Annotated in this window: 17 protein-coding genes; 10 read left to right on the top strand and 7 right to left on the bottom strand. The window is 45.9% G+C overall.

What is annotated here, in order from left to right:
- Window positions 1–8 precede the first annotated feature (8 nt).
- From recF to JQC93_RS19180, 5 genes are all read left to right on the top strand, one after another.
- A complete protein-coding gene (gene recF, locus JQC93_RS19200) occupies window positions 9–1,088 on the top strand; it encodes a DNA replication/repair protein RecF (protein WP_205159955.1) in 1,080 nt (359 codons plus the stop codon).
- Between the two features lie 17 nt (window positions 1,089–1,105).
- On the top strand, window positions 1,106–3,523 hold the full coding sequence (gene gyrB / locus JQC93_RS19195; protein ID WP_205159954.1) for a DNA topoisomerase (ATP-hydrolyzing) subunit B: 2,418 nt from the start codon (window positions 1,106–1,108) through the stop codon (window positions 3,521–3,523).
- 318 nt (window positions 3,524–3,841) lie between these two features.
- Entirely contained in the window at window positions 3,842–4,282 is a 441-nt protein-coding gene (locus JQC93_RS19190; RefSeq protein ID WP_205159953.1) for an Hsp20 family protein, read from the top strand.
- Window positions 4,283–4,541: 259 nt separating this feature from the next.
- Window positions 4,542–5,717 (top strand): sugar ABC transporter substrate-binding protein, encoded by a 1,176-nt coding sequence (locus JQC93_RS19185; protein ID WP_236009681.1) that lies wholly within the window; start codon window positions 4,542–4,544, stop codon window positions 5,715–5,717.
- Window positions 5,714–7,663 (top strand): GGDEF domain-containing protein, encoded by a 1,950-nt coding sequence (locus JQC93_RS19180; protein WP_205159952.1) that lies wholly within the window; start codon window positions 5,714–5,716, stop codon window positions 7,661–7,663. Before JQC93_RS19185 ends, JQC93_RS19180 begins: the two co-directional genes overlap by 4 nt.
- Here the strand turns inward: JQC93_RS19180 and JQC93_RS19175 are convergent.
- From JQC93_RS19175 to glyQ, 3 genes are all read right to left on the bottom strand, one after another.
- Window positions 7,658–8,908: a valine--pyruvate transaminase gene (locus tag JQC93_RS19175; protein ID WP_205159951.1), complete on the bottom strand. Its 1,251-nt coding sequence runs from the start codon at window positions 8,906–8,908 to the stop codon at window positions 7,658–7,660. The genes JQC93_RS19180 and JQC93_RS19175 overlap by 6 nt on opposite strands.
- A gap of 221 nt (window positions 8,909–9,129) precedes the next feature.
- Window positions 9,130–11,196 (bottom strand): glycine--tRNA ligase subunit beta, encoded by a 2,067-nt coding sequence (glyS, locus tag JQC93_RS19170; RefSeq protein ID WP_205159950.1) that lies wholly within the window; start codon window positions 11,194–11,196, stop codon window positions 9,130–9,132.
- Window positions 11,197–11,198: 2 nt separating this feature from the next.
- A complete protein-coding gene (gene glyQ, locus JQC93_RS19165; protein WP_205159949.1) occupies window positions 11,199–12,122 on the bottom strand; it encodes a glycine--tRNA ligase subunit alpha in 924 nt (307 codons plus the stop codon).
- 295 nt (window positions 12,123–12,417) lie between these two features.
- On the opposite strand from glyQ, the gene JQC93_RS19160 reads away from it, so the two are divergent.
- Window positions 12,418–12,654 carry a hypothetical protein gene (locus JQC93_RS19160; protein WP_205159948.1) on the top strand — a complete coding sequence of 79 codons (237 nt, stop codon included), beginning with the start codon at window positions 12,418–12,420 and terminating at the stop codon, window positions 12,652–12,654.
- Between the two features lie 103 nt (window positions 12,655–12,757).
- Here JQC93_RS19160 and tusA read toward each other — a convergent pair whose 3' ends face one another.
- The gene (tusA, locus tag JQC93_RS19155; protein ID WP_205159947.1) at window positions 12,758–13,006 is read right to left on the bottom strand and encodes a sulfurtransferase TusA; all 249 of its coding nucleotides are present in this window, start codon (window positions 13,004–13,006) and stop codon (window positions 12,758–12,760) included.
- 453 nt (window positions 13,007–13,459) lie between these two features.
- Between tusA and JQC93_RS19150 the strand changes: the two genes are divergently transcribed.
- Window positions 13,460–14,401, top strand: a complete 942-nt coding sequence (locus tag JQC93_RS19150) for a LysR family transcriptional regulator (protein ID WP_205159946.1) — start codon at window positions 13,460–13,462, stop codon at window positions 14,399–14,401.
- Window positions 14,402–14,536: 135 nt separating this feature from the next.
- Here JQC93_RS19150 and acuI read toward each other — a convergent pair whose 3' ends face one another.
- The 3 genes from acuI to fadB all read right to left on the bottom strand — a co-directional run bounded on the left by acuI (window position 14,537) and on the right by fadB (window position 19,065).
- On the bottom strand, window positions 14,537–15,517 hold the full coding sequence (gene acuI, locus JQC93_RS19145) for an acrylyl-CoA reductase (NADPH) (protein WP_205159945.1): 981 nt from the start codon (window positions 15,515–15,517) through the stop codon (window positions 14,537–14,539).
- A 186-nt stretch (window positions 15,518–15,703) separates the two neighbouring features.
- Window positions 15,704–16,867, bottom strand: a complete 1,164-nt coding sequence (gene fadA / locus JQC93_RS19140) for an acetyl-CoA C-acyltransferase FadA (protein WP_205160000.1) — start codon at window positions 16,865–16,867, stop codon at window positions 15,704–15,706.
- Window positions 16,868–16,893: 26 nt separating this feature from the next.
- The gene (fadB, locus tag JQC93_RS19135; RefSeq protein ID WP_205159944.1) at window positions 16,894–19,065 is read right to left on the bottom strand and encodes a fatty acid oxidation complex subunit alpha FadB; all 2,172 of its coding nucleotides are present in this window, start codon (window positions 19,063–19,065) and stop codon (window positions 16,894–16,896) included.
- 276 nt (window positions 19,066–19,341) lie between these two features.
- Between fadB and JQC93_RS19130 the strand changes: the two genes are divergently transcribed.
- From JQC93_RS19130 to hemG, 3 genes are all read left to right on the top strand, one after another.
- Window positions 19,342–19,977 (top strand): YigZ family protein, encoded by a 636-nt coding sequence (locus JQC93_RS19130; RefSeq protein WP_205159943.1) that lies wholly within the window; start codon window positions 19,342–19,344, stop codon window positions 19,975–19,977.
- A gap of 25 nt (window positions 19,978–20,002) precedes the next feature.
- A complete protein-coding gene (locus JQC93_RS19125; RefSeq protein WP_205159942.1) occupies window positions 20,003–21,460 on the top strand; it encodes a TrkH family potassium uptake protein in 1,458 nt (485 codons plus the stop codon).
- A 63-nt stretch (window positions 21,461–21,523) separates the two neighbouring features.
- A complete protein-coding gene (gene hemG / locus JQC93_RS19120; RefSeq protein WP_205159941.1) occupies window positions 21,524–22,057 on the top strand; it encodes a menaquinone-dependent protoporphyrinogen IX dehydrogenase in 534 nt (177 codons plus the stop codon).
- Window positions 22,058–22,472 lie beyond the last annotated feature (415 nt).

Genomic DNA, 22,472 nt, shown 5'->3' with positions numbered 1-22,472 from the left:
ATACTTTAATGCCACTCACTCGACTCAGTTTGACGCAATTTAGGAATATTGCTGGGTGCAGCTTGGAGCTGTCACCTGGCTTTAACTTTGTTGTCGGAGCAAACGGCAGCGGCAAAACATCGCTGCTTGAAGCGATATATTTGTTGAGTCATGGACGTTCATTTCGTTCAAACCTGACAGGTAGAATCATCCAAAATGAGCACCAAGAGCTGTTTGTTCATGGCCGTTTTTTGACCGCTGATCAATTTGAGCTACCAATTGGCATTAATAAGAAGCGTGATGGCTCGTCAGAGGTTAAAATAAGCGGTCAATCTGGACAAAAGTTGGCGCAGCTTGCTCAAGTAATGCCCGTGCAAATGATCCACCCAGATGGTTACGAATTGCTGACGGATGGACCTAAATTTCGTCGGTCATTTATCGATTGGGGTGTGTTTTATAGTGAGGCTGAGTTTTTTGACGCATGGGGGCGAGTGAAACGCCTAAATCGTCAAAGAAACGCATTGCTAAAAAGCGCCTCGTCATACGCTCAGTTGGTTTATTGGGATAAAGAATTAGCACCCTTGGCCGAAAAGATTAGCCAGTGGCGCAATGATTATGTTGAGCAGTTACTTCCGTATTTGAAGGAGTTGTGCGCTCAGTTTTTGCCCGAATTTGAAATTGATTTTAATTACTATCGAGGTTGGGATAGGCAAACGGCCTACCATGAAATATTAGAAAAGAACTTCGAACGAGATCAAGGCTTGGGGTATACCTTTAGCGGCCCTAATAAGGCCGATCTAAAAGTAAAAATAGCTGGGACACCCGTTGAAGATGTCCTATCTAGAGGACAGTTAAAATTGTTAGTGTGTGCATTAAGATTGGCTCAAGGGCTGCATCTTTCTGAGTCCACCAACAAAGAGTGTATTTATCTGGTTGATGACTTTGCGTCTGAGTTAGACGCAACACGTCGTCAACGTTTAGCCGAGTGTCTTATTAAGACCAAGGCACAAGTATTTGTAAGTTCTATTACAGAGGCACAGATTGCCTCCATGTTCACTGAAAATAGCAAGATGTTTCATGTGGAACATGGCAAAATAGAACAAGGATAATTAGTAGAGAGAAACTCATGGCAGAAAATTACGATTCTTCGAGTATTAAGGTACTTAAAGGTCTGGATGCGGTGCGCAAGCGTCCTGGCATGTACATTGGTGACACCGACGATGGCACTGGTCTTCACCACATGGTATTCGAGGTCGTGGATAACTCCATTGACGAAGCGTTGGCTGGACACTGTAATGACATCATTGTGACAATCCACGAAGATAACTCGGTTTCTGTGAAAGATGACGGCCGTGGTATCCCTACCGAACTGCACGAGGAAGAAAATGTTTCCGCGGCAGAAGTTATCATGACGGTGTTGCACGCCGGTGGTAAGTTTGATGATAACTCGTACAAAGTGTCGGGTGGCCTGCACGGTGTGGGTGTTTCGGTAGTGAATGCATTGTCTAAACAAGTCACATTGACCATTCAGCGCGGTGGTGAAATTCATAGCCAAACATACAGTCATGGTGAGCCTCAAGCTCCTTTAACGGTGATTGGTCAGACCGAACTAACCGGTACTGAAATCCGTTTTTGGCCAAGTGAAGAAACGTTCACTAACATCGAATTTCATTACGATATTTTGGCAAAACGTTTACGTGAACTGTCGTTTCTAAACTCGGGTGTATCGATAAAATTAGTCGATGAGCGTGAGGAAGATAAGTCTGATCACTTTATGTTTGAAGGTGGTATTCAGGCATTCGTTGACCATTTGAATACCAATAAAACGCCGATTATCCAAAAAATATTTCATTTTGATTCTGAGCGTGAAGACGGCATCAGTGTAGAAGTGGCGATGCAGTGGAATGATGGTTTCCAAGAAAACATCTTTTGTTTCACCAACAACATTCCTCAGAAAGACGGTGGTACACACTTAGCCGGTTTTCGAGCAGCGCTGACTCGTACTCTAAACAGCTTTATGGATAAAGAAGGCTTTTCTAAGAAGGCCAAGGCGGCGACATCGGGTGACGATGCTCGCGAGGGCTTGACTGCCGTTGTATCGGTTAAGGTCCCAGATCCTAAATTCTCAAGCCAAACCAAAGATAAGCTTGTTTCTTCAGAAGTGAAATCGGCAGTAGAGTCGGCGATGGGCGAGAAGCTGTCTGAGTTTCTCGTTGAAAACCCGGGCGAAGCTAAAATCGTTTGTTCTAAAATTATCGATGCAGCCCGCGCTCGTGAAGCCGCGCGTAAAGCTCGTGAAATGACTCGACGCAAAGGTGCATTAGACCTTGCAGGTCTCCCAGGTAAATTGGCCGACTGTCAGGAAAAAGATCCAGCATTATCTGAACTCTACATAGTGGAGGGTGACTCTGCTGGCGGGTCAGCAAAACAGGGTCGTAATCGTAAGAACCAAGCGATTTTGCCTCTGAAAGGTAAAATTCTAAACGTTGAAAAAGCACGTTTTGACAAAATGCTGTCATCACAAGAAGTTGCAACGCTTATTACTGCACTAGGCTGTGGTATTGGTCGAGACGAGTACAATCCAGACAAACTGCGTTACCACAACATCATTATCATGACCGATGCCGATGTCGATGGTTCTCACATCCGTACCTTGCTGCTGACGTTCTTTTACCGTCAAATGCCAGAGCTTATTGAGCGCGGTTACATCTACATTGCTCAGCCTCCACTGTACAAAGTGAAAAAAGGCAAGCAAGAGCAGTACATTAAAGATGAAGACGCGATGGAGCAATACCAAACCAGTCTGGCGTTGGATAATGCTTCACTGCACGTTAATGCTGATGCTCCAGGGATTTCGGGTGAAGGTCTTGAACAGTTGGTTACGCAATATAAGAATGCGATGAGAGCGGCAAATAAGCTTAAGCGCCGTTTCCCAGAAGCCATTATGCATGAGCTGGTTTATGTACCACGCTTAACTGCAGAAGACTGCCAAAGTGATAGCAAAGTACAAGCTTGGGGTGATCAGCTAATCAGCCAATTGAATGCGAAAGAAGTTGGTGCAAGTCAATACAGCTTAGAAGTTGAAAAGCATGAAGAGCTGAATATCAACTTGCCTAAAGTGATCGTTAGAACCCATGGTGTGACACACGAGCATGTTCTTTCTGTTGAACTGTTTGGCACTAAAGAGTACCTGAAGCTTGCAGACCTGTCTGAAACTTTGGATGGGCTTCTGGAAGAAGGTGCCTTCATCAAGCGTGGTGAACGTGTACAAGTAATCGCAGATTTTGTAAGCGCTCTTGAGTGGCTACAAAAAGAATCTCGTCGTGGCTTGAGTCTACAGCGATACAAAGGACTGGGCGAGATGAACCCAGACCAACTTTGGGAGACCACTATGGACCCAGATACTCGCCGTATGATGCAAGTGACGATTGAAGACGCGGTAGGCGCGGACCAGTTGTTTACCACGTTAATGGGTGACCAAGTAGAGCCACGCCGTAACTTCATCGAAGAGAATGCTCTAAAAGTCGCAAACTTGGACGTGTAGATCGCAGTAAGCGGCACATTGACTAAAAAGCACTGCCACAGGGTAGTGCTTTTTTTATGCGCGTAAATTTTTTATTTTTTCCCTTGAAACCCCACTTACTGGACCCTATATCTATGAGTGAAGAGGATGCCTAGCAAGGGCCTCTGAAACCGCGGACCAATCATCGCTCAATTGAGGGTGCTATGGCCGCACACAATTTAAATCCATCCCTGCATGTCGTTCATTGCGGCCAAACGGCGTAATACATAGCGAATGCTGAGGATACTTAGGCTCTCGATCATTGAGAACTAAGACTATTGCTTAATAAAGGATAGTATTATGAGAACTGTAGATTTCACTCCCCTATACCGCAACGCTATTGGCTTTGACCGTCTATTAAACTTAATGGAAGCGAATGGCAACAAAAATGCTTCTGGCGGTTACCCTCCATACAATATTGAACAACAAGATGAGCATAATTATCGCATTACCATGGCTGTTGCCGGTTTTGCTGAGGATCAATTAGACCTCACTCAAAAAGAAAATGTGTTGATTGTAAAGGGAACTCGCAAGCCAGAAGAAAACAAAAACTATGTGTACCAAGGAATAGCTGAACGCGACTTCGAGCGTAAATTTCAGTTAGCCGATTACGTTAAAGTGATTGGTGCAAGTATGGAAAATGGCCTGCTGCACATTAGTCTAGAAAGAGAAATTCCAGAAGCGATGAAGCCTCGTAAGATTGAGATTGGTCAATCTCGTCCATTATTAGAAAACGAGTAATACTTTCATCACTAGATACTTAGGAGCGCAATGCGCTCCTTTTTTTATGCAACCATCCAAGCCTATTAACATTTTTTAACATATTGTTTTTAAATAGAAATGTGACGATACACTTTGTGACCTAAATGAGCCTGTTTTCATAGTTCAGCCTTACAAAATGATGCCAATACCACATTATTGGTATGGTGTTTTGTATATGATGCTTAATTCACTGGTGACGTATTGAACAACCTAACTCAAAATGCAAGGTGTTGTAATCATGAAGCGTTGGCTCGCTGCTTTGTTACTTTCTATCGCACACTCGGTGATCGCAACCGATATAGAAGTGTGGAGTGGTCTAGACAACACCACGATAGAAGAAATCGAGACACGCTTTGAGCAGCAAACCGATCACACTATGTCGATACGAGAGTTCTATATCGACAATATTCGCTCTGAAATGCTTGTCGCAAGTCAAAGTAACGGAGAAGTTCCTGACGTTCTATACCTACCTTCAGATCTTCTAGGCTTACACCAGTTTTTAAATCTCTCACCAATCCCCGAAGATTGGCTAATGCTGGAACGTTTTGAGCCAAAAGCCAAAAACCTAATATATGTCGACGGTCATTACTTTGGAGTACCGTTAGCCATAGGTAATCATTTGGTTTTGTATGTGAATAATGGCCAAACCAAGCAACTGACACCCACATGGGAAGAGCTCTTTCAGCAAGTTGAAGGAAGGCCGTCACCGATTGCAATGCAGTACCCAAACATGTACTTCTTTATGTCATTCACATCACTGTTTAGCCGTGATGACATTCAGGTCGCGACAGGTGTAGAGGTCAGTCCGCTAGCCAGTACATTGAGATTTTACCAACGTTTAATCGATTCAGGATTAATGGTTGATGGATGTGACCAAGAATGCGCGAGAGCTCAGTTTCTTCGTGGCGAAGTCAACTATCTAATTGATGGTGATTGGGCACTTGGTGAGCTAAAGCAGTCAATGGTTGATGATCTTGTGATCAGCGCATTGCCTTCCTATCAAGGAAAGCCGATGCGTTCTTTGAGCGGCGGTAAGGTGCTCATTTTTACCAAACAAGCCATGCAAGACCCTACAAAGCGAGAAGCGCTCAAGGCTTTGGCAAACATGGTTCAGCAGTCAGAGTTTATTGACAGCGTGATCATTGGGCAGAACTTGATCTCAGCAAACACCAAACTCAATGAGTTGTCTTTTTACTCCTATTCTACCTTTTATACCCAATTGTATACGCAGCTTGAGCCTGCACTTATTATGCCTAGCAGTGTCACCATGGCCATATTCTGGGAAGCGGTGAGTCAAGGGATTAAGCGCTACCAGTTGGGGATGCCAGCGGAAGAAAGTGCCACTTTTATCCTCGAATTTGTGCGCGCAAATCTTGCGAAAATTAATGGTATACCTGAGGAATCAGGGCCATGAGTTTGCGTAAAATCATCACGTTTTTTGTTCTGCTGGGATCGCTGGTTCCAACGTATATTGTCGGTACCTTACTCATCGATAGACACGCTGAGTATCAGATGGATCAAAAGCAACTTAAGCTTGAGGCATCAAGTTTAGGGATCGAAACGACGGTCAAACATGAGTTGTCCAATATTGCGAATCTTACCAGCTGGTATTCTCGTGACCGTCAGTTAATTACCAGTACCAATAATATCTTGTATGGCGCGGTCATTACTCAGAAGCTAAGTAGCTTTAAGCAGTTAGCTGACCCTATTACCTCAACGTTTCTACTCGATAGCCAATGGCAACCAATGTACGAGAGTAATGGCAGCTTGTTTCATTTTGAGAAGAGTCAATTGCTGACATCTTTAAAGCAGCATTCCGCCATTTATCAACAGGGAAAAACATACCATACAGAATTTACCAACGAAGAATTGGTTATTGACGGCGGGCAACAAGGTATTGCTCTGATCACTCCATTGCTTTCATATACTTTGTTACCTGGCTCAGAGTACGAACCTAAAGGCTACTTAGTGGTTTTGGTTTCTTATGACGCCTTGATCGCTTTGTCCACTCCCTACCTTTTTGCTGAAGAAAGCATAGCGATACGTTACTTGCCTACGTACTCGGAGTCGGTTGATGGTGCAAAGGTGCTTGAGCTTACTTCTGATAACCTGTTTGCGCCGCTCTATTTTCAAGTCGAACAACAGCTCTCAGATCGAGCCAGAGAAACCGAGTTACGTCGTTCACAACAAAAGCTGTATCAGTCGATGGTGGTAATTTTAGTTATTACCTTAGTGCTGGGGTTGGTCATCAGCCAAGGTGTGCTGTATCCGGTGAGAGATATCGAACATACCGTTCGCAAATATCAGCAAGGCAACCAGCGGTACAAGTCCAAAAAGCGTTTTCAGTTTAGCGAGTTTAAACAGCTCCTCGATGTTATCGACAAATTGTGGTCGCGTATTCATAAGCAAATGAGAGAATTAGAGATACAGAATATTGAGCTACAAAAAGCGCACAGTGAGGTGCAACAGTCCAACTTACAACTCGAGAACTTTAATCAGACACTCGAGCGCAGTGTCGACGAGAAAACCATTGAGCTCCGAGAGCTATTAAATAGAGAAGAACATTACCAACAACAATTGGTTAGGGTTATCGATTTCTTCTCTAATCGTGCTGGTATTGCCTATAGAAGTATTCCAACAGTATGTAACCTCTTTTTATCTCAGTTGTTTAGCCATCAACAAATACTCTTTTCATTTGAAAAACCGTCAGTTGAGAGCTGTGAGCCCGTCTATTCAGTAGATGGGCAAGTATTGGGATACATTCAACTTGATCGAAACACACTTAGCGAACAGCAACAGATGCTATTGGTGATTTTTGCTAAGCAATTATCGACCTGGTTAGAGCTAGAAGTACTGGCTCGTTGGGATCCTCTGAGCTCTACGCTTAATCGAAAAGCGTTTGAAGAGGATCTGGAATATTACAAACGTCGTACCCAGCAGCGTTCCAGTCGTAACTTGTCATTGATGATGATCGACATTAACGGATTAAAGACCATTAACGATACCTATGGTCACGACACTGGCGATCGGTTGATTCAAACCATGGTGAGTGCGTTAATTCCAGTGTGCAGCAAAAAAGCCGTGATCTACCGAGTCGGCGGGGATGAGTTTGTTTTGTTGATTCGCGACCACTCTGCTGACCAGTTGTCTGAGCTAACTATGCAGATTGAACAATCTAAAGGTGCCTCGCAATTAAAGCTGCCGGATAGTCGCCTGTATAAGGTGTCATATTCTATTGGTGTTGCCAGCAGTTTAGAGGCGCCGCTAGACGCCTTGTACGCGCGAGCTGACGCCAACATGTATAGAGACAAACGAGACCATTACGTTGAGCGTGTTGACGAGGCTGAGCCCTCTTTATAGCGTCTTGGAGTATGCGATGGATACTTCTTCGGCAATAATGGCGATGCCTTTTTCCATCACCTCTTGAGGCTGAACGTAGTTCATACGCAAACATTGATGTGCATGTGGCCAGTCGGCGGTACCAAAGAAAAAGTATTCTCCAGGCACCACCAATACACCGCGAGCCTTTAATCGTTGGTAGAGCTCTTTGGTACTGATAGGCAGCTCGTCGAACCACAACCACAAAAAGATGGCGCCTTCCGACTTATGTATTCGAAAGCGCTCGTCTGGAATGGCCTGTTGCAGCATCTGTATCGCTTGCTGTGATTTTTGCTGATAAAACGGCGTGATCACGTCGCGACTTAGTGGCAGTAGATCCCCTTGTTCAATCATGTGCGAGGCGATTTTTGGGCCGACACTTGCTGGCGCTAAGCTGATGATGCCATTGAGGTTGGTGAGTGCAGAAATGACGTCCTCATCACCGATGACAATCCCACATCGAACACCCGGTAAACCCAGTTTCGACAAGCTCATGCATAAGATGGTGTTGTCATTCCAAAAGGGGGTGATGGTCTCAAACAAAATATTAGGGAAAGGCGTCCCATACGCGTTATCGATGATCAGTGGGACATCGTGCGCGCGTGCTAGTTCGTCTAAGTGAGCGACCTCGTCGTCTGTTAACACGTTACCCGTTGGGTTGGTGGGACGAGACACACAAATAGCGCCAACGCTGTCATCCACCACCAGTTGACTGAAATCGACATGGTATTTGAACTGGCGATTGTCTAAGTATTCGATGTCAGGGTGATAAGAGATAAATATATCTTCGTCTAACCCCGAATCTGCATAACCGCAGTATTCTGGTGCCAGTGGTAGCAGAATTTTTTTGTGTGAGCCGTCAGGCTGCTTACCTGCAAAAAGGTTAAATAGATAGAAGAACGCACTCTGGCTGCCATTGGTCAAAGTGATGTTTTTTTCGGTGATTGGCCAATTGAACTCTTGTTGAAGCAATTTTGCGAGGTTTTTAACAAATCGGTCAGAGCCTTGTGGACCATCGTAATTGGTCAGAGCGTCAACGAAGTCACCTTGCTCGATCAGTTGTTTAATCGCATTTTCAAAATAGTCATTCATCGCTGGGATTTGAGCAGGGTTTCCCCCACCTAGCATCAGTGCGCCAGGTGTACGTAACCCGTCATTAAGGTCGTCCATAAGTTGGGTAATACCGGAGTGGCGATTAAACTTCTCTCCAAACTGCGAAAATGACATGCTACAACCTCTGATCCTATTAATACGTACTGCTCATTGGCATTGATGCGATAACATACTCCAGCGCTTAGCGTTTGTCAGCGCAAAACGTTAAATAAACGTAAAATCGGACGGTCATTGAAAGATGAACAGGGGGGATGACCCCAAGTGCTCAATTTAAAGACAAAAAAAACCTCGAACATGGTCCGAGGTTTCTTGATTTAGGCAATCGCTTTAACCGTTTATTTCTGCAATACAGAGATGTCGGCGATCTGTAGGAACAGATTACGTAGGTTGTTCAACAGTGTGAGGCGATTCTTCTTAAGTGCTTCGTCATCGGCCATAACCATAACGTTATCAAAGAAGGCATCTACAGGCTCACGAAGGTCTGCAAGCTTGCTCAGTGCCATTTGATAGTCGCCTGTTGCAAAAGCAGGCTCTAGCGCTTCGGTCATCACTTCAACGTTTTCTGCTAACGCTTTTTCGGCATCTTCTTGAAGCAGTGATAGGTCGATATCAGTCGACAACTCGCCATCAAACTTCGCCAAAATATTGCCCACACGTTTGTTTGCCGCGGCTAAGGCCTCAGCTGCGTCTAACTCACGGAAGTGAGATACGGCTTTAACGCGTTGATCAAAATCAGCGGGTTTGGTTGGACGACGCGCCAATACCGCTTGAATGATATCGATGCTAAATCCAGCGTCTTGATACCACGCACGGAAACGACCGAGCATGAAGTCGATGACATCAGCTTCTACGTTTTCGTTGGTCAGCTTGTCACCTAACAGCTCTTTCGCTTTTGCGATGAGATCAGTAAGGTCAAGGTTGTAGCCGTTTTCAACAATGATACGTAGCACACCTAAAGATGAACGACGCAGTGCAAAGGGATCAGAGCCCTTAGGCGCTTGACCAATGCCGAAAATGCCAACAATAGTATCCAGCTTATCTGCCATCGCAACAGCAGAGGAGATACCTGTACTCGGCAGGTCATCACCGGCAAAACGAGGCATGTATTGCTCGTAAAGTGCCAAGGCAACTTGCTCGTCTTCACCATCGTGTGTGGCGTAGTGCATGCCCATAACACCTTGAGTATCGGTAAACTCAAAGACCATTGATGTCATTAGGTCACACTTAGCTAAAAGACCCGCACGCTTAGATTTTTCGACGTCAGCATCGATTTGCTCAGCAATGAAGCCTGCAAGTTCGGTGATGCGGTCAGTCTTGTCTTTGATCGTACCTAGCTGCTTTTGGAAGATAGCTTGGTCGAGCTCTGGTAGACGGTCGATAAGAGGACGCTTACGGTCAGTGTTAAAGAAGAACTCTGCATCCGCTAGACGTGGACGAACCACCTTCTCGTTACCTTCGATAACGTGGCGAGGCTCTTTTGATTCAATGTTCGATACGAAAATGAAGTTAGGAAGCAGCTTTTTGTTGTCGTCATAAACTGGGAAGTACTTCTGGTCACCTTTCATGGTGTATACCAACGCTTCAGAAGGCACTTTTAGGAACTCTTCTTCGAATTTTGCGGTAAGTACTACCGGCCATTCAACCAGAGAGGTCACTTCTTCTACCAGATCATCTTCTAGGTCAGCCGTACCACCAACTGCCGCAGCGGCTTTTTGAGAGTCGGCAAGGATGATCGCTTTACGTGCATCGTAATCCGCCATCACTTTACCGCGCTCTTCTAAGACTGCTGGGTATTGCTCTGCAGAATCGATAGTGAACTCTTGCTCACCCATGAAGCGGTGGCCACGGATAGTGCGGCTAGAAGCAACCCCTAGGATCTCACCTTCGATAAGGTCAGAGCCCATTAGCATCGTGAGTGTTTTTACTGGACGAATAAATTGAGTTGTCTTGTTGCCCCAGCGCATTGGTTTAGCGATAGGTAGGTTAGCCAGTGCTTTTGCCGCAAGATCGACCACGATTTCGGTAGTTGCTTTGCCTTTGACTTCTTGTTTGAACAGTAGCCATTCGCCTTTGTCTGTAACCAGACGCTCGGCTTGTTCAACAGTGATGCCGTTACCACGCGCCCAGCCTTGGGCTGCTTTGGTCGCGTTACCGTCTGCGTCAAATGCGACAGAAATTGCAGGACCACGCTTTTCGACCACTTTGTCCGCTTGGCCTTCTGCAAGACTGGCTACTTTAAGCGCTAGACGACGAGGTGCTGCGTACCATTTCACGCCTTCGTGCGCGAGATCTGCGCCTTTAAGTTCCGCTTCGAAATTTGATGCGAATGCTTCTGCTAGTGTGCGAAGCTGCGTTGGTGGTAGCTCTTCAGTACCCAGTTCAATTAGAAATTCTTTTGCCATGATTACTTCTCCTCGCCAGACTTTTTACACATTGGGAAGCCAAGTGCTTCACGAGATGCGTAGTATGCTTCTGCAACAGACTTAGTCAGATTGCGAATGCGAAGGATGTAACGTTGGCGCTCTGTCACCGAGATAGCTTTGCGCGCATCAAGGATGTTGAATGCGTGGCCAGCTTTAAGGATGCGCTCGTAAGCAGGAAGCGGAAGTGGCTTCTCAAGCTCAAGCAACTCTTTACACTCTTTCTCGCACTGGTCGAAGAAAGTGAAAAGGAAATCAACATCAGCGTGCTCAAAGTTGTAGGTTGACTGCTCAACTTCATTTTGGTGGAAAATATCACCGTAAGTCACGTTCGTGCCATCGGGTGCCACGTTCCATACAAGGTCGTACACAGAGTCCACTTCTTGGATATACATTGCTAGACGTTCGATACCGTAAGTGATCTCGCCAGTAACAGGCTTACACTCAAGTCCGCCAACTTGCTGGAAATAGGTAAACTGAGTCACTTCCATACCGTTTAGCCAAACTTCCCAGCCGAGACCCCATGCACCTAGTGTTGGGTTTTCCCAGTTGTCTTCAACAAAGCGAATATCGTGAACCAGTGGATCGACACCAAGAACTTCTAGTGAGCCAAGGTACAACTCCTGAATATTATCTGGAGAGGGCTTTAGAGCCACTTGGAATTGATAGTAATGCTGCAGACGGTTCGGGTTTTCACCGTAACGACCATCGGTCGGACGGCGTGAAGGTTGAACGTATGCCGTAGACATTGGCTCTGGGCCAAGTGCACGTAGACATGTCATTGGGTGAGAGGTGCCAGCACCTACTTCCATATCTAGCGGTTGTACTATGGTACAGCCGTTTTGTGCCCAGTAATCCTGCAGCGCGAGGATCATTCCCTGGAAGGTTTTGATATCGTATTTTTGCATAGTCAGGTTCGCGCGATTCTTTAGTCAAAGTGAACAAAATAACGTTCAAGTATACCCAGTTTGCGGGGATCAATGTAGCGTTAACTTAAGAGAAATCCGGTCCAGACGAAAAAAAAGACTCGAGCAGTCAAAAAATGGAGCTTGTTATGGCTCAATCGACGATCTCACTGCGTAATTTTGTTCGAAAAGTAAAATTATTCGCGATCAATAGGGGGTTAAATAGGCAGTCGTTGACATCAAACTGTCATATTTCAGGTTCACATTGGAATGAGAGTGGTAGAGAGAGGGCAAGACTATGTTCACACGTTACATGGGCATTACACCGCAAAGTCAGGCGTACTTGTTTACCTTCGCATTAGCACTGAATCTAATTGGCATGATGATCACGGATATGTGGTTGCCAATGGTTGTTGGTGCCATTGTGATGACTGGATTGTGTGCCGAATCCTGGATCCGCGTTCAACACATTATCCCAATGCGTAAAGAGCTCCTAAAAATCCGCAAACAGCTCGACGACAGTGTTGTTAAGTAATTGACTATCAATGCTTGTCCGCAGCGAGTATATCCGAGCTGTCGCATCGTTTAACTTGGGCTTACGGGGAAGGGTAGAGCTTCCCCTATTACGCTGTGAGTGGCTAACTGATGCCTTTTTTGATCACAAACTCAAAAGGGCTGGTTGCGGTTTGCTCTGCCACTAACTGATGATCCATAAATCGACAGAAGCTCGGGATGTCTCTAACGGTTGAAGGGTCATCGGCTTTTACTAGTAATGTTTCTCCGACTTCCATCTTCCTAATGGTTTTACGAACCATCATTACTGGCTCAGGGCAGCGCAATCCTTCGGCTTCCAAAATTCGATCGATGTGTTGTGCATCAAAAGACATGATAATTTCTCACTTACTGGTCACGGTCACGAGGCTGTGATTAGCCTGAAGGGTCGCTCTTTACGGATAAAGTCGAGTAAAAACTCGGACTGTGAGCGAACGCGCAGATAATACATTCGTGTAAAAAATATTCAATAGTTACTTGGCAAATCCTAAAAAAGGGGTTAAATTTAATTTTAACTTAAGGTTAACAAATAAGTAACAACTTGGTATTTACTTCTTATTTATCAAAACGATAAATATTGTATAAGAAGTTAAATCAACGAGCGTCTATCCCAATATGACTGTTCGTTGGCGTGTTACTTGTACTGTCATTCCGACACTATCTCCCAGTTTTCTTGGGCTTCCCCGCTGTATATGCGGGATTTTTTTTGCCTAAAATTCGTGCTTAGGTGCAAGACGAGCGTTATTTCCGATTACAATAGCCCTAGATTTTATCAGCAAGAGCATCCAATGGAGCTAGAAGAGATATACCGTAGAGACCTAAATTTGCTGGTGGCATTACGGGTACTGATTGAAGAGTGCAGTGTCAGTAAGGCCGCCGCGCGGCTAAATTTGAGTCAGTCTGCAATGAGTCGCGTTCTTGGGCGCATGCGAGTGTTACTCAATGACCCTTTGTTTACTCGACAAGGTCAAAAGCTGATCCCAACGCAAAAAGCGCTTCAAGTGAACGATGCGTTGGGCACACCGCTTGAATCACTGCGCAGTCTCTTGTCTCCAGAAGAGTTTGACCCCAGCCAATGCCAGCAAACGTTCACTATAGCGACCACCGATTACGCAATGCAAACCATTTTGCCCTTTGCGCTGCCAAGGTTGTATCAAGAAGCGCCAAAAGTCTCTTTTAACTTTTTGCCCTTACAACACGATCGTATTTTAGAGCAGTTGACGACCGAAGGCGCCGATTTAGCAATTTGCCGGCCTATTGGACCGGTCGAGCCTTTACGTCGTGAAGTATTGGGACGAGTGGGTGTACTGTGCATGGTATCGAAACGTCATCCAATCGCCCAGCGCGATATGACAATAGAGGACTACCTAAGCTATCCGCAAGCGATGATCGCCATTAGCGATGGAGTTAAAGCGTTGATTGATGAGGCTCTTTCTGGGAAAGATAAACCGAAATTGGTGCTGCGAGCCTATCATTTAGAGTCGGCGCTGTCGGTGATTGAACAGTTGCCCCTTATTATGACTGTACCTGCCGACCTCGCGTATTTGGTGGCGCAGCGCTATGACTTGGTGGTTAAGCCATTACCTTTTAAGTTTACGGCGTTTGACTACTCAATGATTTGGCATACACGATGTGACAATGCACCGGCTCAAGAGTGGTTACGTTCGATTGTGAAAGAAGAATGCGGCCGGCTAATTGCCAAGCGTATCGATGATATGGGCTTGGAATAATACCAACCAGAGCACTGGGTTAAGCGCTCTGGTTAGATGGGTATACAGCTAGTGAACTGGTGCTGCTCGAGTATTTAGCTACTTGTGCAGTGAGTTACCTGAGTACTCAACAGCATAGCGACTATAGCTTAGTGACTATAGCTTAATGACGACTCGACCAGTGACTTCGCCGTTAGTGATGGACTCAGCAAACTGTGGTGCGTGCTCAAGTTCAATCTCAGTACAGGCTTGTTGGTAGTAACTTTGTGGCAGCAACTTAGCAAGATTTTCCCAAGCTTGAACACGTTTCTGCTGCGGGCAATTTACTGAGTCGACGCCTTGCAGGCGTACGTTGCGCAAAATAAACGGCATAACCGTTGTCGGGAGATCAAACCCTCCTGCTAAGCCGCACGCAGCAACCGTACTGTTGTAGTCCATTTGCGCCAGAACCTTCGCCAGCATTTTGCTGCCGACAGTATCAATAGCGCCTGCCCATACTTGCTTTTCAAGTGGACGTGCTGGCTCTTCAAATTCGCTGCGTTCAATGACTCGACTTGCGCCTAGTTTTTCTAACAATGGCCCATTTTGTTCCAATCGACCCGTTACTGCCGCGACTTTGTAACCCAGTTCGGCCAGGAGGGTGACTGACACTGAACCCACACCACCACTGGCGCCCGTTACTAGTATTTCACCGTCTTCAGGTTTAACACCACCATCAATCAATGCTTGCACGCATAACATCGCGGTAAAGCCTGCAGTGCCTATCATCATCGCTTGCTTGGCATCTAACCCTTGTGGTTGTGGAACCAACCAGTCGGCTTTAAGCGAAGCACGCTCAGCCATACCGCCCCAATGAATTTCACCAACGCCCCAACCGGTTAAGACAACTTTGTCCCCTTGGGTGTAACGTGAGTCACTGCTGCTGATCACGCTGCCAGCAAGGTCAATCCCAGGTACCATAGGAAAGTTGCGAATGATTTTACCTTTACCGGTGATCGCCAGGCCGTCTTTATAATTCAATGATGAATAATCCACCTGTACCACAACCTCACCCTCGGGCAGTTGTGAGTCGTCAAGTTGCTCGATGCTGGCGATAGTGCGTTTATCTTGTTGATTTAGAACGAGTGCATTAAACATAAAAGTCTCCAGAAGAGGGTTCGTAAGCGTATGTAGATAGTGTAGACCTAAAACTTAAATGAAAATAATGAAACTTTGTCATTAAATTCATGCGTTTTTTGCATTTAAAGACAGTAGACTAAACTGAATGAAAAAAATAGCGGCATAAAGCCGCTATTGGGAAATGACTAATCAGTGATTGAAATGCTATGGGCGTTCAAACACCGTGGCTATCCCTTGCCCAAGACCAATACACATGGTAGCGAGACCGTACTTGGCATCTTGTGCTTCCATGAGGTTAATAAGCGTCGTCGAAATGCGAGAGCCAGAGCAACCTAATGGGTGACCTAGCGCTATAGCACCACCGTTGAGATTGACCTTTTCGTCCATTACATCCAGCAACCCAAGATCTTTAGCAACCGGCAACGCCTGAGCAGCAAAGGCTTCATTCAGCTCTACCACATCCATATCATCAATGGTGAGACCCGCACGTTGCAGTGCTTTTTGAGTGGCTGGTACAGGACCATATCCCATAATAGAAGGATCGCAACCTGCAACCGCCATGCCCTTAATGCGGGCGCGAATGGTTAAGCCCAGTTCATTGGCTTTATCTTCGCTCATGATAAGCATTGCTGAGGCACCATCTGACAGAGCAGAAGAGGTACCCGCAGTGACCGTGCCATTGGCTGGGTCAAACACCGGACGCAGTGAAGAAAGGCCCTCAACGGACGTTTCTGGACGTATAACTTCATCGTAATCTAAGGTAAACAGAGTACCGTCTGCAGCGTGCGCTTCTATAGGTAAAATTTCGTTACTGAATCGACCTTCAACGGTAGCCGCATGAGCACGGGCGTGAGAGCGTGCGGCGAATTCATCTTGCTGTTCACGACTAATGCCGTGCAGTTTGCCCAAAATCTCTGCAGTAAGACCCATCATGCCAGCGGCCTTTGCCACATTCTTAGACATACCAGGGTGGAAGTCGACGCCATGGTTCATAGGAACGTGACCCATGTGCTCAACACCACCAATGAGACAAATATCGGCATCACCGGTCATGATTGCGCGAGTGCCATCGTGCAGGGCTTGCATCGAGGAACCACACAATCTATTCACGGTTACCGCGCCAATTTCAATGGGTAAGCCTGCTAACAAGGCTGCGTTGCGAGCAACATTGAACCCTTGCTCTAACGTTTGCTGTACACAGCCCCAGTAGATATCTTCAATCTCACTCGGGTTCACTTGCGGATTGCGCTCTAGTATCCCCTTCATCAGGTGCGCTGAAAGGTCTTCGGCGCGAGTATGGCGAAAAGCACCATTTTTCGAGCGACCCATCGGTGTGCGCAAGCAATCAACTATTACGACGTTTTTCATTTGAGAACTCATCTGACACACACTCCTTAAATAGAACCTTGTTGTTGGGAACCGTAAAAACTTTCCCCTTTAGACGCCATATCAATCAGCAGTTGCGGTGCTTGATACATCGCGCCTAGGTGATGATACTTCTCAGCCATCGCGAGGTATTGGTTTAACCCTAGGCTGTCTAGGTAGCGGAACACACCACCTCTAAACGGAGGGAAACCTAATCCATAAACCAGTGCCATGTCGGCTTCTTGTGGCGAGGCAATAATGTTCTCTTCTAGACAACGAGCCACTTCGTTGATCATCGGAATCATCACTCGTTCAATGATGGTTTGCGCGTCAAATTCATTGTGATTTTGCACGGTTGTCGCGAGTAGATCGGTCACGGACTCATCAAAGACCTTCTTCGGGCGACCTTTTTTGTCTTTGGTGTAGCTGTAGAATCCAGACCCATTCTTCTGGCCAAACTTCTCTGCTTCATACAACACGTCAATCGCGTCGCGATCATCTTTACTCATGCGCTCAGGGAAGCCTTGTGCCATCACTTCTTGAGCATGATGTGCAGTGTCGATGCCGACAACATCAAGAAGATACGCAGGTCCCATTGGCCAGCCAAACTGGCGCTCCATCACTTTGTCTATTTGAGTAAAATCACCGCCGTCTCGCAGCAGTAGGCTAAACCCGCCAAAGTAGGGGAAAAGGACACGGTTAACAAAAAAACCAGGGCAGTCATTCACAACGATGGGTGATTTACCCATTTTCGCTGCATAGGCCACAACACGGTTGATAGTTTCATCAGAGGTGTGCTCTCCGCGGATGATCTCAACCAGCGGCATACGATGCACAGGGTTAAAGAAGTGCATCCCACAGAAGTTTTCAGGACGTTTAAGTGACTGAGCCAGTAGATTGATTGGAATGGTTGAAGTGTTCGAGGTTAGCACAGCATTCTCACCTACGTGCTGCTCAACTTCGCTTAAAACAGCGGCTTTTACTTTCGGGTTTTCGACCACCGCTTCAACAATAATGTCTGAGCTGTCGATACCAGCATAATGAAGACTAGGAGTAATTGACGAAAGGATACCCGCCATCTTAAAGCCGTCTATTCGACCTCGAGAAAGGCGCTTATTCAGTAATTTACTCGCTTCATTCATACCCAGATCAAGTGACGCTTGCGCGATGTCTTTCATGATCACAGGAACGCCTTTAAGTGCCGATTGATAGGCGATCCCGCCCCCCATGATGCCAGCACCAAGGACTGCAGCACGCTCGGTTTGCACTGTTGCAGACTTTGCCGCTTTCTTAGCAAGCCCTTTAAGGTATTGGTCGTTAAGGAACAACCCGACCAGTGACTTAGCTTCTTCAGATTTTGCCAGTGTCACAAAATGTTTGCGCTCGACCGCCAGCGCTTCGTCGCGATCGAAACGAGCACTTTCTTCAATAGTTTTAACCGCAGTCATTGGAGCAGGGTAGTGAGGTCCTGCCTTTTGAGCCACTAGGCCTTTAGCCATGGTGAAGCTCATCATTGACTCTAGCTTGCTCAGTGTAAGTGCTGAGGTTTTCTGTTTGCGGCGTGATTGCCAGTCGATTTTTCCACTTATGGCTTGTTTTAGTGTGCTTAATCCTGAAGCTTCAAGCGCATCGGTATCGACAACGGCATCGAGCAACCCAATGCTAAGCGCTTCTTGAGGACGGCACGCCTTACCTTGAGTAATAATCTCCATGGCACTGTCAGCACCGATGACTCTTGGTAGTCTTACGCAGCCACCAAACCCAGGCATTATGCCGAGTTTTGTCTCTGGCAGACCAATGCTGGTGGTTTTATCACCAATACGTAGGTCGGTCGCAAGTACACACTCACATCCACCACCTAGAGTGTGGCCTTTAAGGACAGAAAGTGTAGGAACAGGGAGGTCTTCTAATTTATTGAATACACCATTGGCAAACTGTAACCATTGGTCAAGCTCAGCGTCAGGTTTTGCAAATAGACCTAAAAATTCGGTGATGTCAGCACCGACAATAAAGGCATCTTTATTACTGGTGAGTAATACGCCTTTCAAGCCGGCATATTGGTTAATCGCATCGAGGGCTTTATCTAAAGATTCAAGTGTCGCCAGATCCAATTTGTTAATCGGACCAGGGGCACAAAATGAGAGTTCCACAATCCCATCTTGTTTGGCTTCTACCTTTATCGTTTCCGCTTGGTAAATCATTGTTGTTCTCCATAACACGCTGATTAGCGTCGATGTAGTGTTGTACAGAGGGCCTAACGTTATGCTGCATTCAGGTGAGTAAACCCAAAAACAATTTAATATCTGTTCTGGTTAGACCAGTGCCAGTTTGACCGTTTCAAAAATAAACTTCAATACATTTTTTAAACAACTGTTTAACATTGTGTGGGGAAACACACCCTAATGGTAGTCTTAGACTTAAAAGTTGGTCGTGATACACTTCGGTTTTGTTTGATATAAATAACCTAAAACTCGTTCATGCCATCCCATCAGCCATATCTGATCCCAAACGACTCCACGGTGTTTGAAGAAGAAATCAAAAAAAGTGTCTTCATTACTCAGTTGGCGCACACGCCATCTATCGATGCTGCGAAGGCGTTTATTCAGAGTGTGAAACAGCAGCATTCAAGTGCGCGCCATAATTGCTGGGGGTTTGTCGCAGGAAGGCCCACCGACTCTATGTTGTGGGGGTTCTCGGATGATGGAGAGCCATCAGGGACCGCAGGGAAACCGATATTGGCTCAGCTTTCTGGAAGTCATATTGGTGAGATCAGTGCGGTGGTTACGCGATATTCTGGTGGAATCAAGCTTGGAACAGGCGGGTTGGTGAAAGCCTATGGGGGTGGAGTGCAGCAAGCGTTAAAGCTTGTTCAAACAATTGAGAAAAAAATCACCACCTTATTGACCATAGAGGTAGACTACAGCTTATTGAGCCTTATCCAAAACCTGATGCAACAGTTCGGGGCGACAGAGTTTGCCTGTGAATATGTGACTAGTGTGAGGTTAACGGTAGAGATTGAGTGTTTGAACGAAGCCAACTTTGTACAAGCTGTGATCAATAAAACGGGAGCGAAAGCCCTGATTACTAAGGAAAGTGACGCAGAAGCGAGTTAGTCAGCCTCTGCCGTATAATTATCTAATGCAGTTTCGTTCTATTATCCGCATTGTCGGTCTTCTTTTAGCACTGTTCAGCTTTACCATGCTCGCACCTGCGCTCGTGGCGCTGATCTATCGTGATGGTGCTGGTGTACCTTTTGTGGGCACTTTCTTTACTTTACTTGTAGCCGGCTTTTTTTGCTGGTTCCCAAACCGTCGTTATAAACATGAGCTTAAAGCCCGTGATGGCTTTTTGATTGTCGTCCTATTTTGGACGGTACTGGGTAGTGCGGGTGCTTTGCCGTTTTTGTTGCTAGATAGTGCTAATGTTTCTGTCGCCAATGCGTTTTTTGAATCGTTCTCAGCGTTAACGACAACTGGGGCAACAGTCATTGTTGGCTTAGATGACCTACCCAAGGCTATTTTGTTTTATCGTCAGTTGCTGCAGTGGTTTGGCGGTATGGGGATCATTGTTTTGGCTGTTGCTATATTACCCGTATTGGGGATCGGTGGCATGCAGCTGTACCGCGCCGAAATTCCTGGCCCGGTTAAAGACTCTAAGATGACACCTCGAATAGCGGAAACCGCTAAGGCTCTTTGGTACATCTACCTTACCTTAACCATTGCCTGTGCTGCGGCCTTTTGGGCGGCTGGGATGTCGGCCTTTGATGCGATTTGTCATAGCTTTTCGACCATAGCCATTGGAGGATTTTCTACCCACGATGCCAGCATGGCTTATTTTGACAGTTACGCCATTAACATGATTACCGTGGTGTTCTTGCTCATTTCTGCTGTGAACTATTCACTGCACTTCGCGGTGTTTGCTTCAGGTGGTGTTCATCCAAAATATTACGTAAAAGACCCAGAGTTTAGAGCCTTTATAGCGATTCAACTGGCGCTGTTTAGTGTGTGCTTCTTAATTTTGCTCAATCACCATACCTACGATTCATACTACGAAGCCTTTGATCAAGCACTCTTTCAAAGCGTTTCAATATCAACCACTGCAGGCTTTACCACGACAGGATTTGCAGACTGGCCGTTGTTTCTACCGGTGTTATTGCTGTTCTCAGCCTTTATTGGCGGATGTGCGGGGTCGACTGGCGGCGGTATGAAGGTCATTCGTATATTGCTGCTCACCTTACAAGGTGCGCGTGAAGTAAAGCGATTGATTCACCCTAGAGCGGTATACACCATCAAAGTAGGAGGCAAAGCGCTATCCTCTAAAGTTATAGATGCGGTATGGGGCTTTTTCTCTGCGTACGCGTTGGTGTTTGTATTGTGTATGCTCGCACTTATTGCGACAGGTATGGATGAGCTAACGGCGTTCTCGGCGGTCGCATCGACGCTGAACAATTTAGGGCCAGGTCTTGGTGACGTGGCTTTGCATTATGGAGACATCGATGATGCGGCTAAATGGATACTGGTGATCAGTATGCTTTTCGGTCGATTAGAGATCTTCACTTTGCTGATTCTTTTTACCCCAACATTTTGGCGAAACTAGCCTCGCTCTAGTTTTGTGTGTAGCTGCTTAAAGTGGTGCACCGACACCTAATAAGGACATCCCGTGAGTAAAACCCTTTTATTGCATTCTACCCGAGAAGGGCAAACCAAGAAGATTCTCTCTTATATAGAGAGTAAGTTGGATGGGCACGAATGTGAGACCATGGATATTCACCAGGCTGGTACTGTTGATCTCACTGCGTATGACAAAGTCGTCATAGGCGCCTCTATTCGATATGGGCACCTCAATAAAAAGCTCTATCAATTTATAGAGCAACATCAGTCACAGCTAGAAAAAGCGAATGCCGCGTTCTTCTGTGTCAATCTCACCGCACGCAAAGAAGACCAAGGAAAGGATACGCCAGAAGGTAGTGCCTATATAAAGACCTTTCTCAAGAAGTCACCATGGACACCTACTTTGATTGGCGTATTTGCTGGCGCGCTCTATTATCCTCGTTATAACCTGTTTGACCGATTTATGATTCGTTTCATCATGTCAATGACAGGCGGTGAAACGGATACTACAAAAGAGGTGGAATACACCAACTGGGAAAAAGTGGGCCTATTTGCCCAAAATGTTAAACAATTAGGTGAGTAAAGCGTCACTTTTGATGAGTTTTGGCCAACTTTTATTCAAACGGTAGAAAGTTGCGTTTTTCTTTCAAAAAACACTTGCCAATGTGATTCGGATCTCTATAATGCCGCCTCACTGACACGGTAGAGCGCACAACGCTTCAGCCGCATCAGTAGGCCAAGTGGCTGAGTCATTTGCACAATTTCGATTCAAAAATACGCTTCGAAATAAAAAGCAAAAAAGTGTTTGACACTGAGACTCAAGTCGCTAGAATGGCCGTCCACTTCGAGGGAGACCTCAGTGGGGTTCGAAAGAACAACGCTCTTTAACAATATAAACCTATCAATCTGTGTGGGCACTCGTTGATGATAATCGCTACTTGTTTTTACTTTTTTTATAAAAAGTAAAACAAAAAACGATTTCAATGAACTGAGTGACC

This window comes from Vibrio ulleungensis, assembly GCF_016900875.1.
Taxonomy (GTDB): domain Bacteria; phylum Pseudomonadota; class Gammaproteobacteria; order Enterobacterales; family Vibrionaceae; genus Vibrio; species Vibrio ulleungensis.
This window is presented reverse-complemented; position numbering and strand designations above follow the sequence as displayed.

Bases quoted from the DNA above. Each gene is read 5' to 3' on its own strand.
- recF (WP_205159955.1), top strand. From the start codon at position 9: ATGCCACTCACTCGACTCAGTTTGACGCAATTTAGGAATATTGCTGGG.
- gyrB (WP_205159954.1), top strand. From the start codon at position 1,106: ATGGCAGAAAATTACGATTCTTCGAGTATTAAGGTACTTAAAGGTCTG.
- JQC93_RS19190 (WP_205159953.1), top strand. From the start codon at position 3,842: ATGAGAACTGTAGATTTCACTCCCCTATACCGCAACGCTATTGGCTTT.
- JQC93_RS19185 (WP_236009681.1), top strand. From the start codon at position 4,542: ATGAAGCGTTGGCTCGCTGCTTTGTTACTTTCTATCGCACACTCGGTG.
- JQC93_RS19180 (WP_205159952.1), top strand. From the start codon at position 5,714: ATGAGTTTGCGTAAAATCATCACGTTTTTTGTTCTGCTGGGATCGCTG.
- JQC93_RS19175 (WP_205159951.1), bottom strand. From the start codon at position 8,908: ATGTCATTTTCGCAGTTTGGAGAGAAGTTTAATCGCCACTCCGGTATT.
- glyS (WP_205159950.1), bottom strand. From the start codon at position 11,196: ATGGCAAAAGAATTTCTAATTGAACTGGGTACTGAAGAGCTACCACCA.
- glyQ (WP_205159949.1), bottom strand. From the start codon at position 12,122: ATGCAAAAATACGATATCAAAACCTTCCAGGGAATGATCCTCGCGCTG.
- JQC93_RS19160 (WP_205159948.1), top strand. From the start codon at position 12,418: ATGTTCACACGTTACATGGGCATTACACCGCAAAGTCAGGCGTACTTG.
- tusA (WP_205159947.1), bottom strand. From the start codon at position 13,006: ATGTCTTTTGATGCACAACACATCGATCGAATTTTGGAAGCCGAAGGA.
- JQC93_RS19150 (WP_205159946.1), top strand. From the start codon at position 13,460: ATGGAGCTAGAAGAGATATACCGTAGAGACCTAAATTTGCTGGTGGCA.
- acuI (WP_205159945.1), bottom strand. From the start codon at position 15,517: ATGTTTAATGCACTCGTTCTAAATCAACAAGATAAACGCACTATCGCC.
- fadA (WP_205160000.1), bottom strand. From the start codon at position 16,867: ATGAAAAACGTCGTAATAGTTGATTGCTTGCGCACACCGATGGGTCGC.
- fadB (WP_205159944.1), bottom strand. From the start codon at position 19,065: ATGATTTACCAAGCGGAAACGATAAAGGTAGAAGCCAAACAAGATGGG.
- JQC93_RS19130 (WP_205159943.1), top strand. From the start codon at position 19,342: ATGCCATCCCATCAGCCATATCTGATCCCAAACGACTCCACGGTGTTT.
- JQC93_RS19125 (WP_205159942.1), top strand. From the start codon at position 20,003: ATGCAGTTTCGTTCTATTATCCGCATTGTCGGTCTTCTTTTAGCACTG.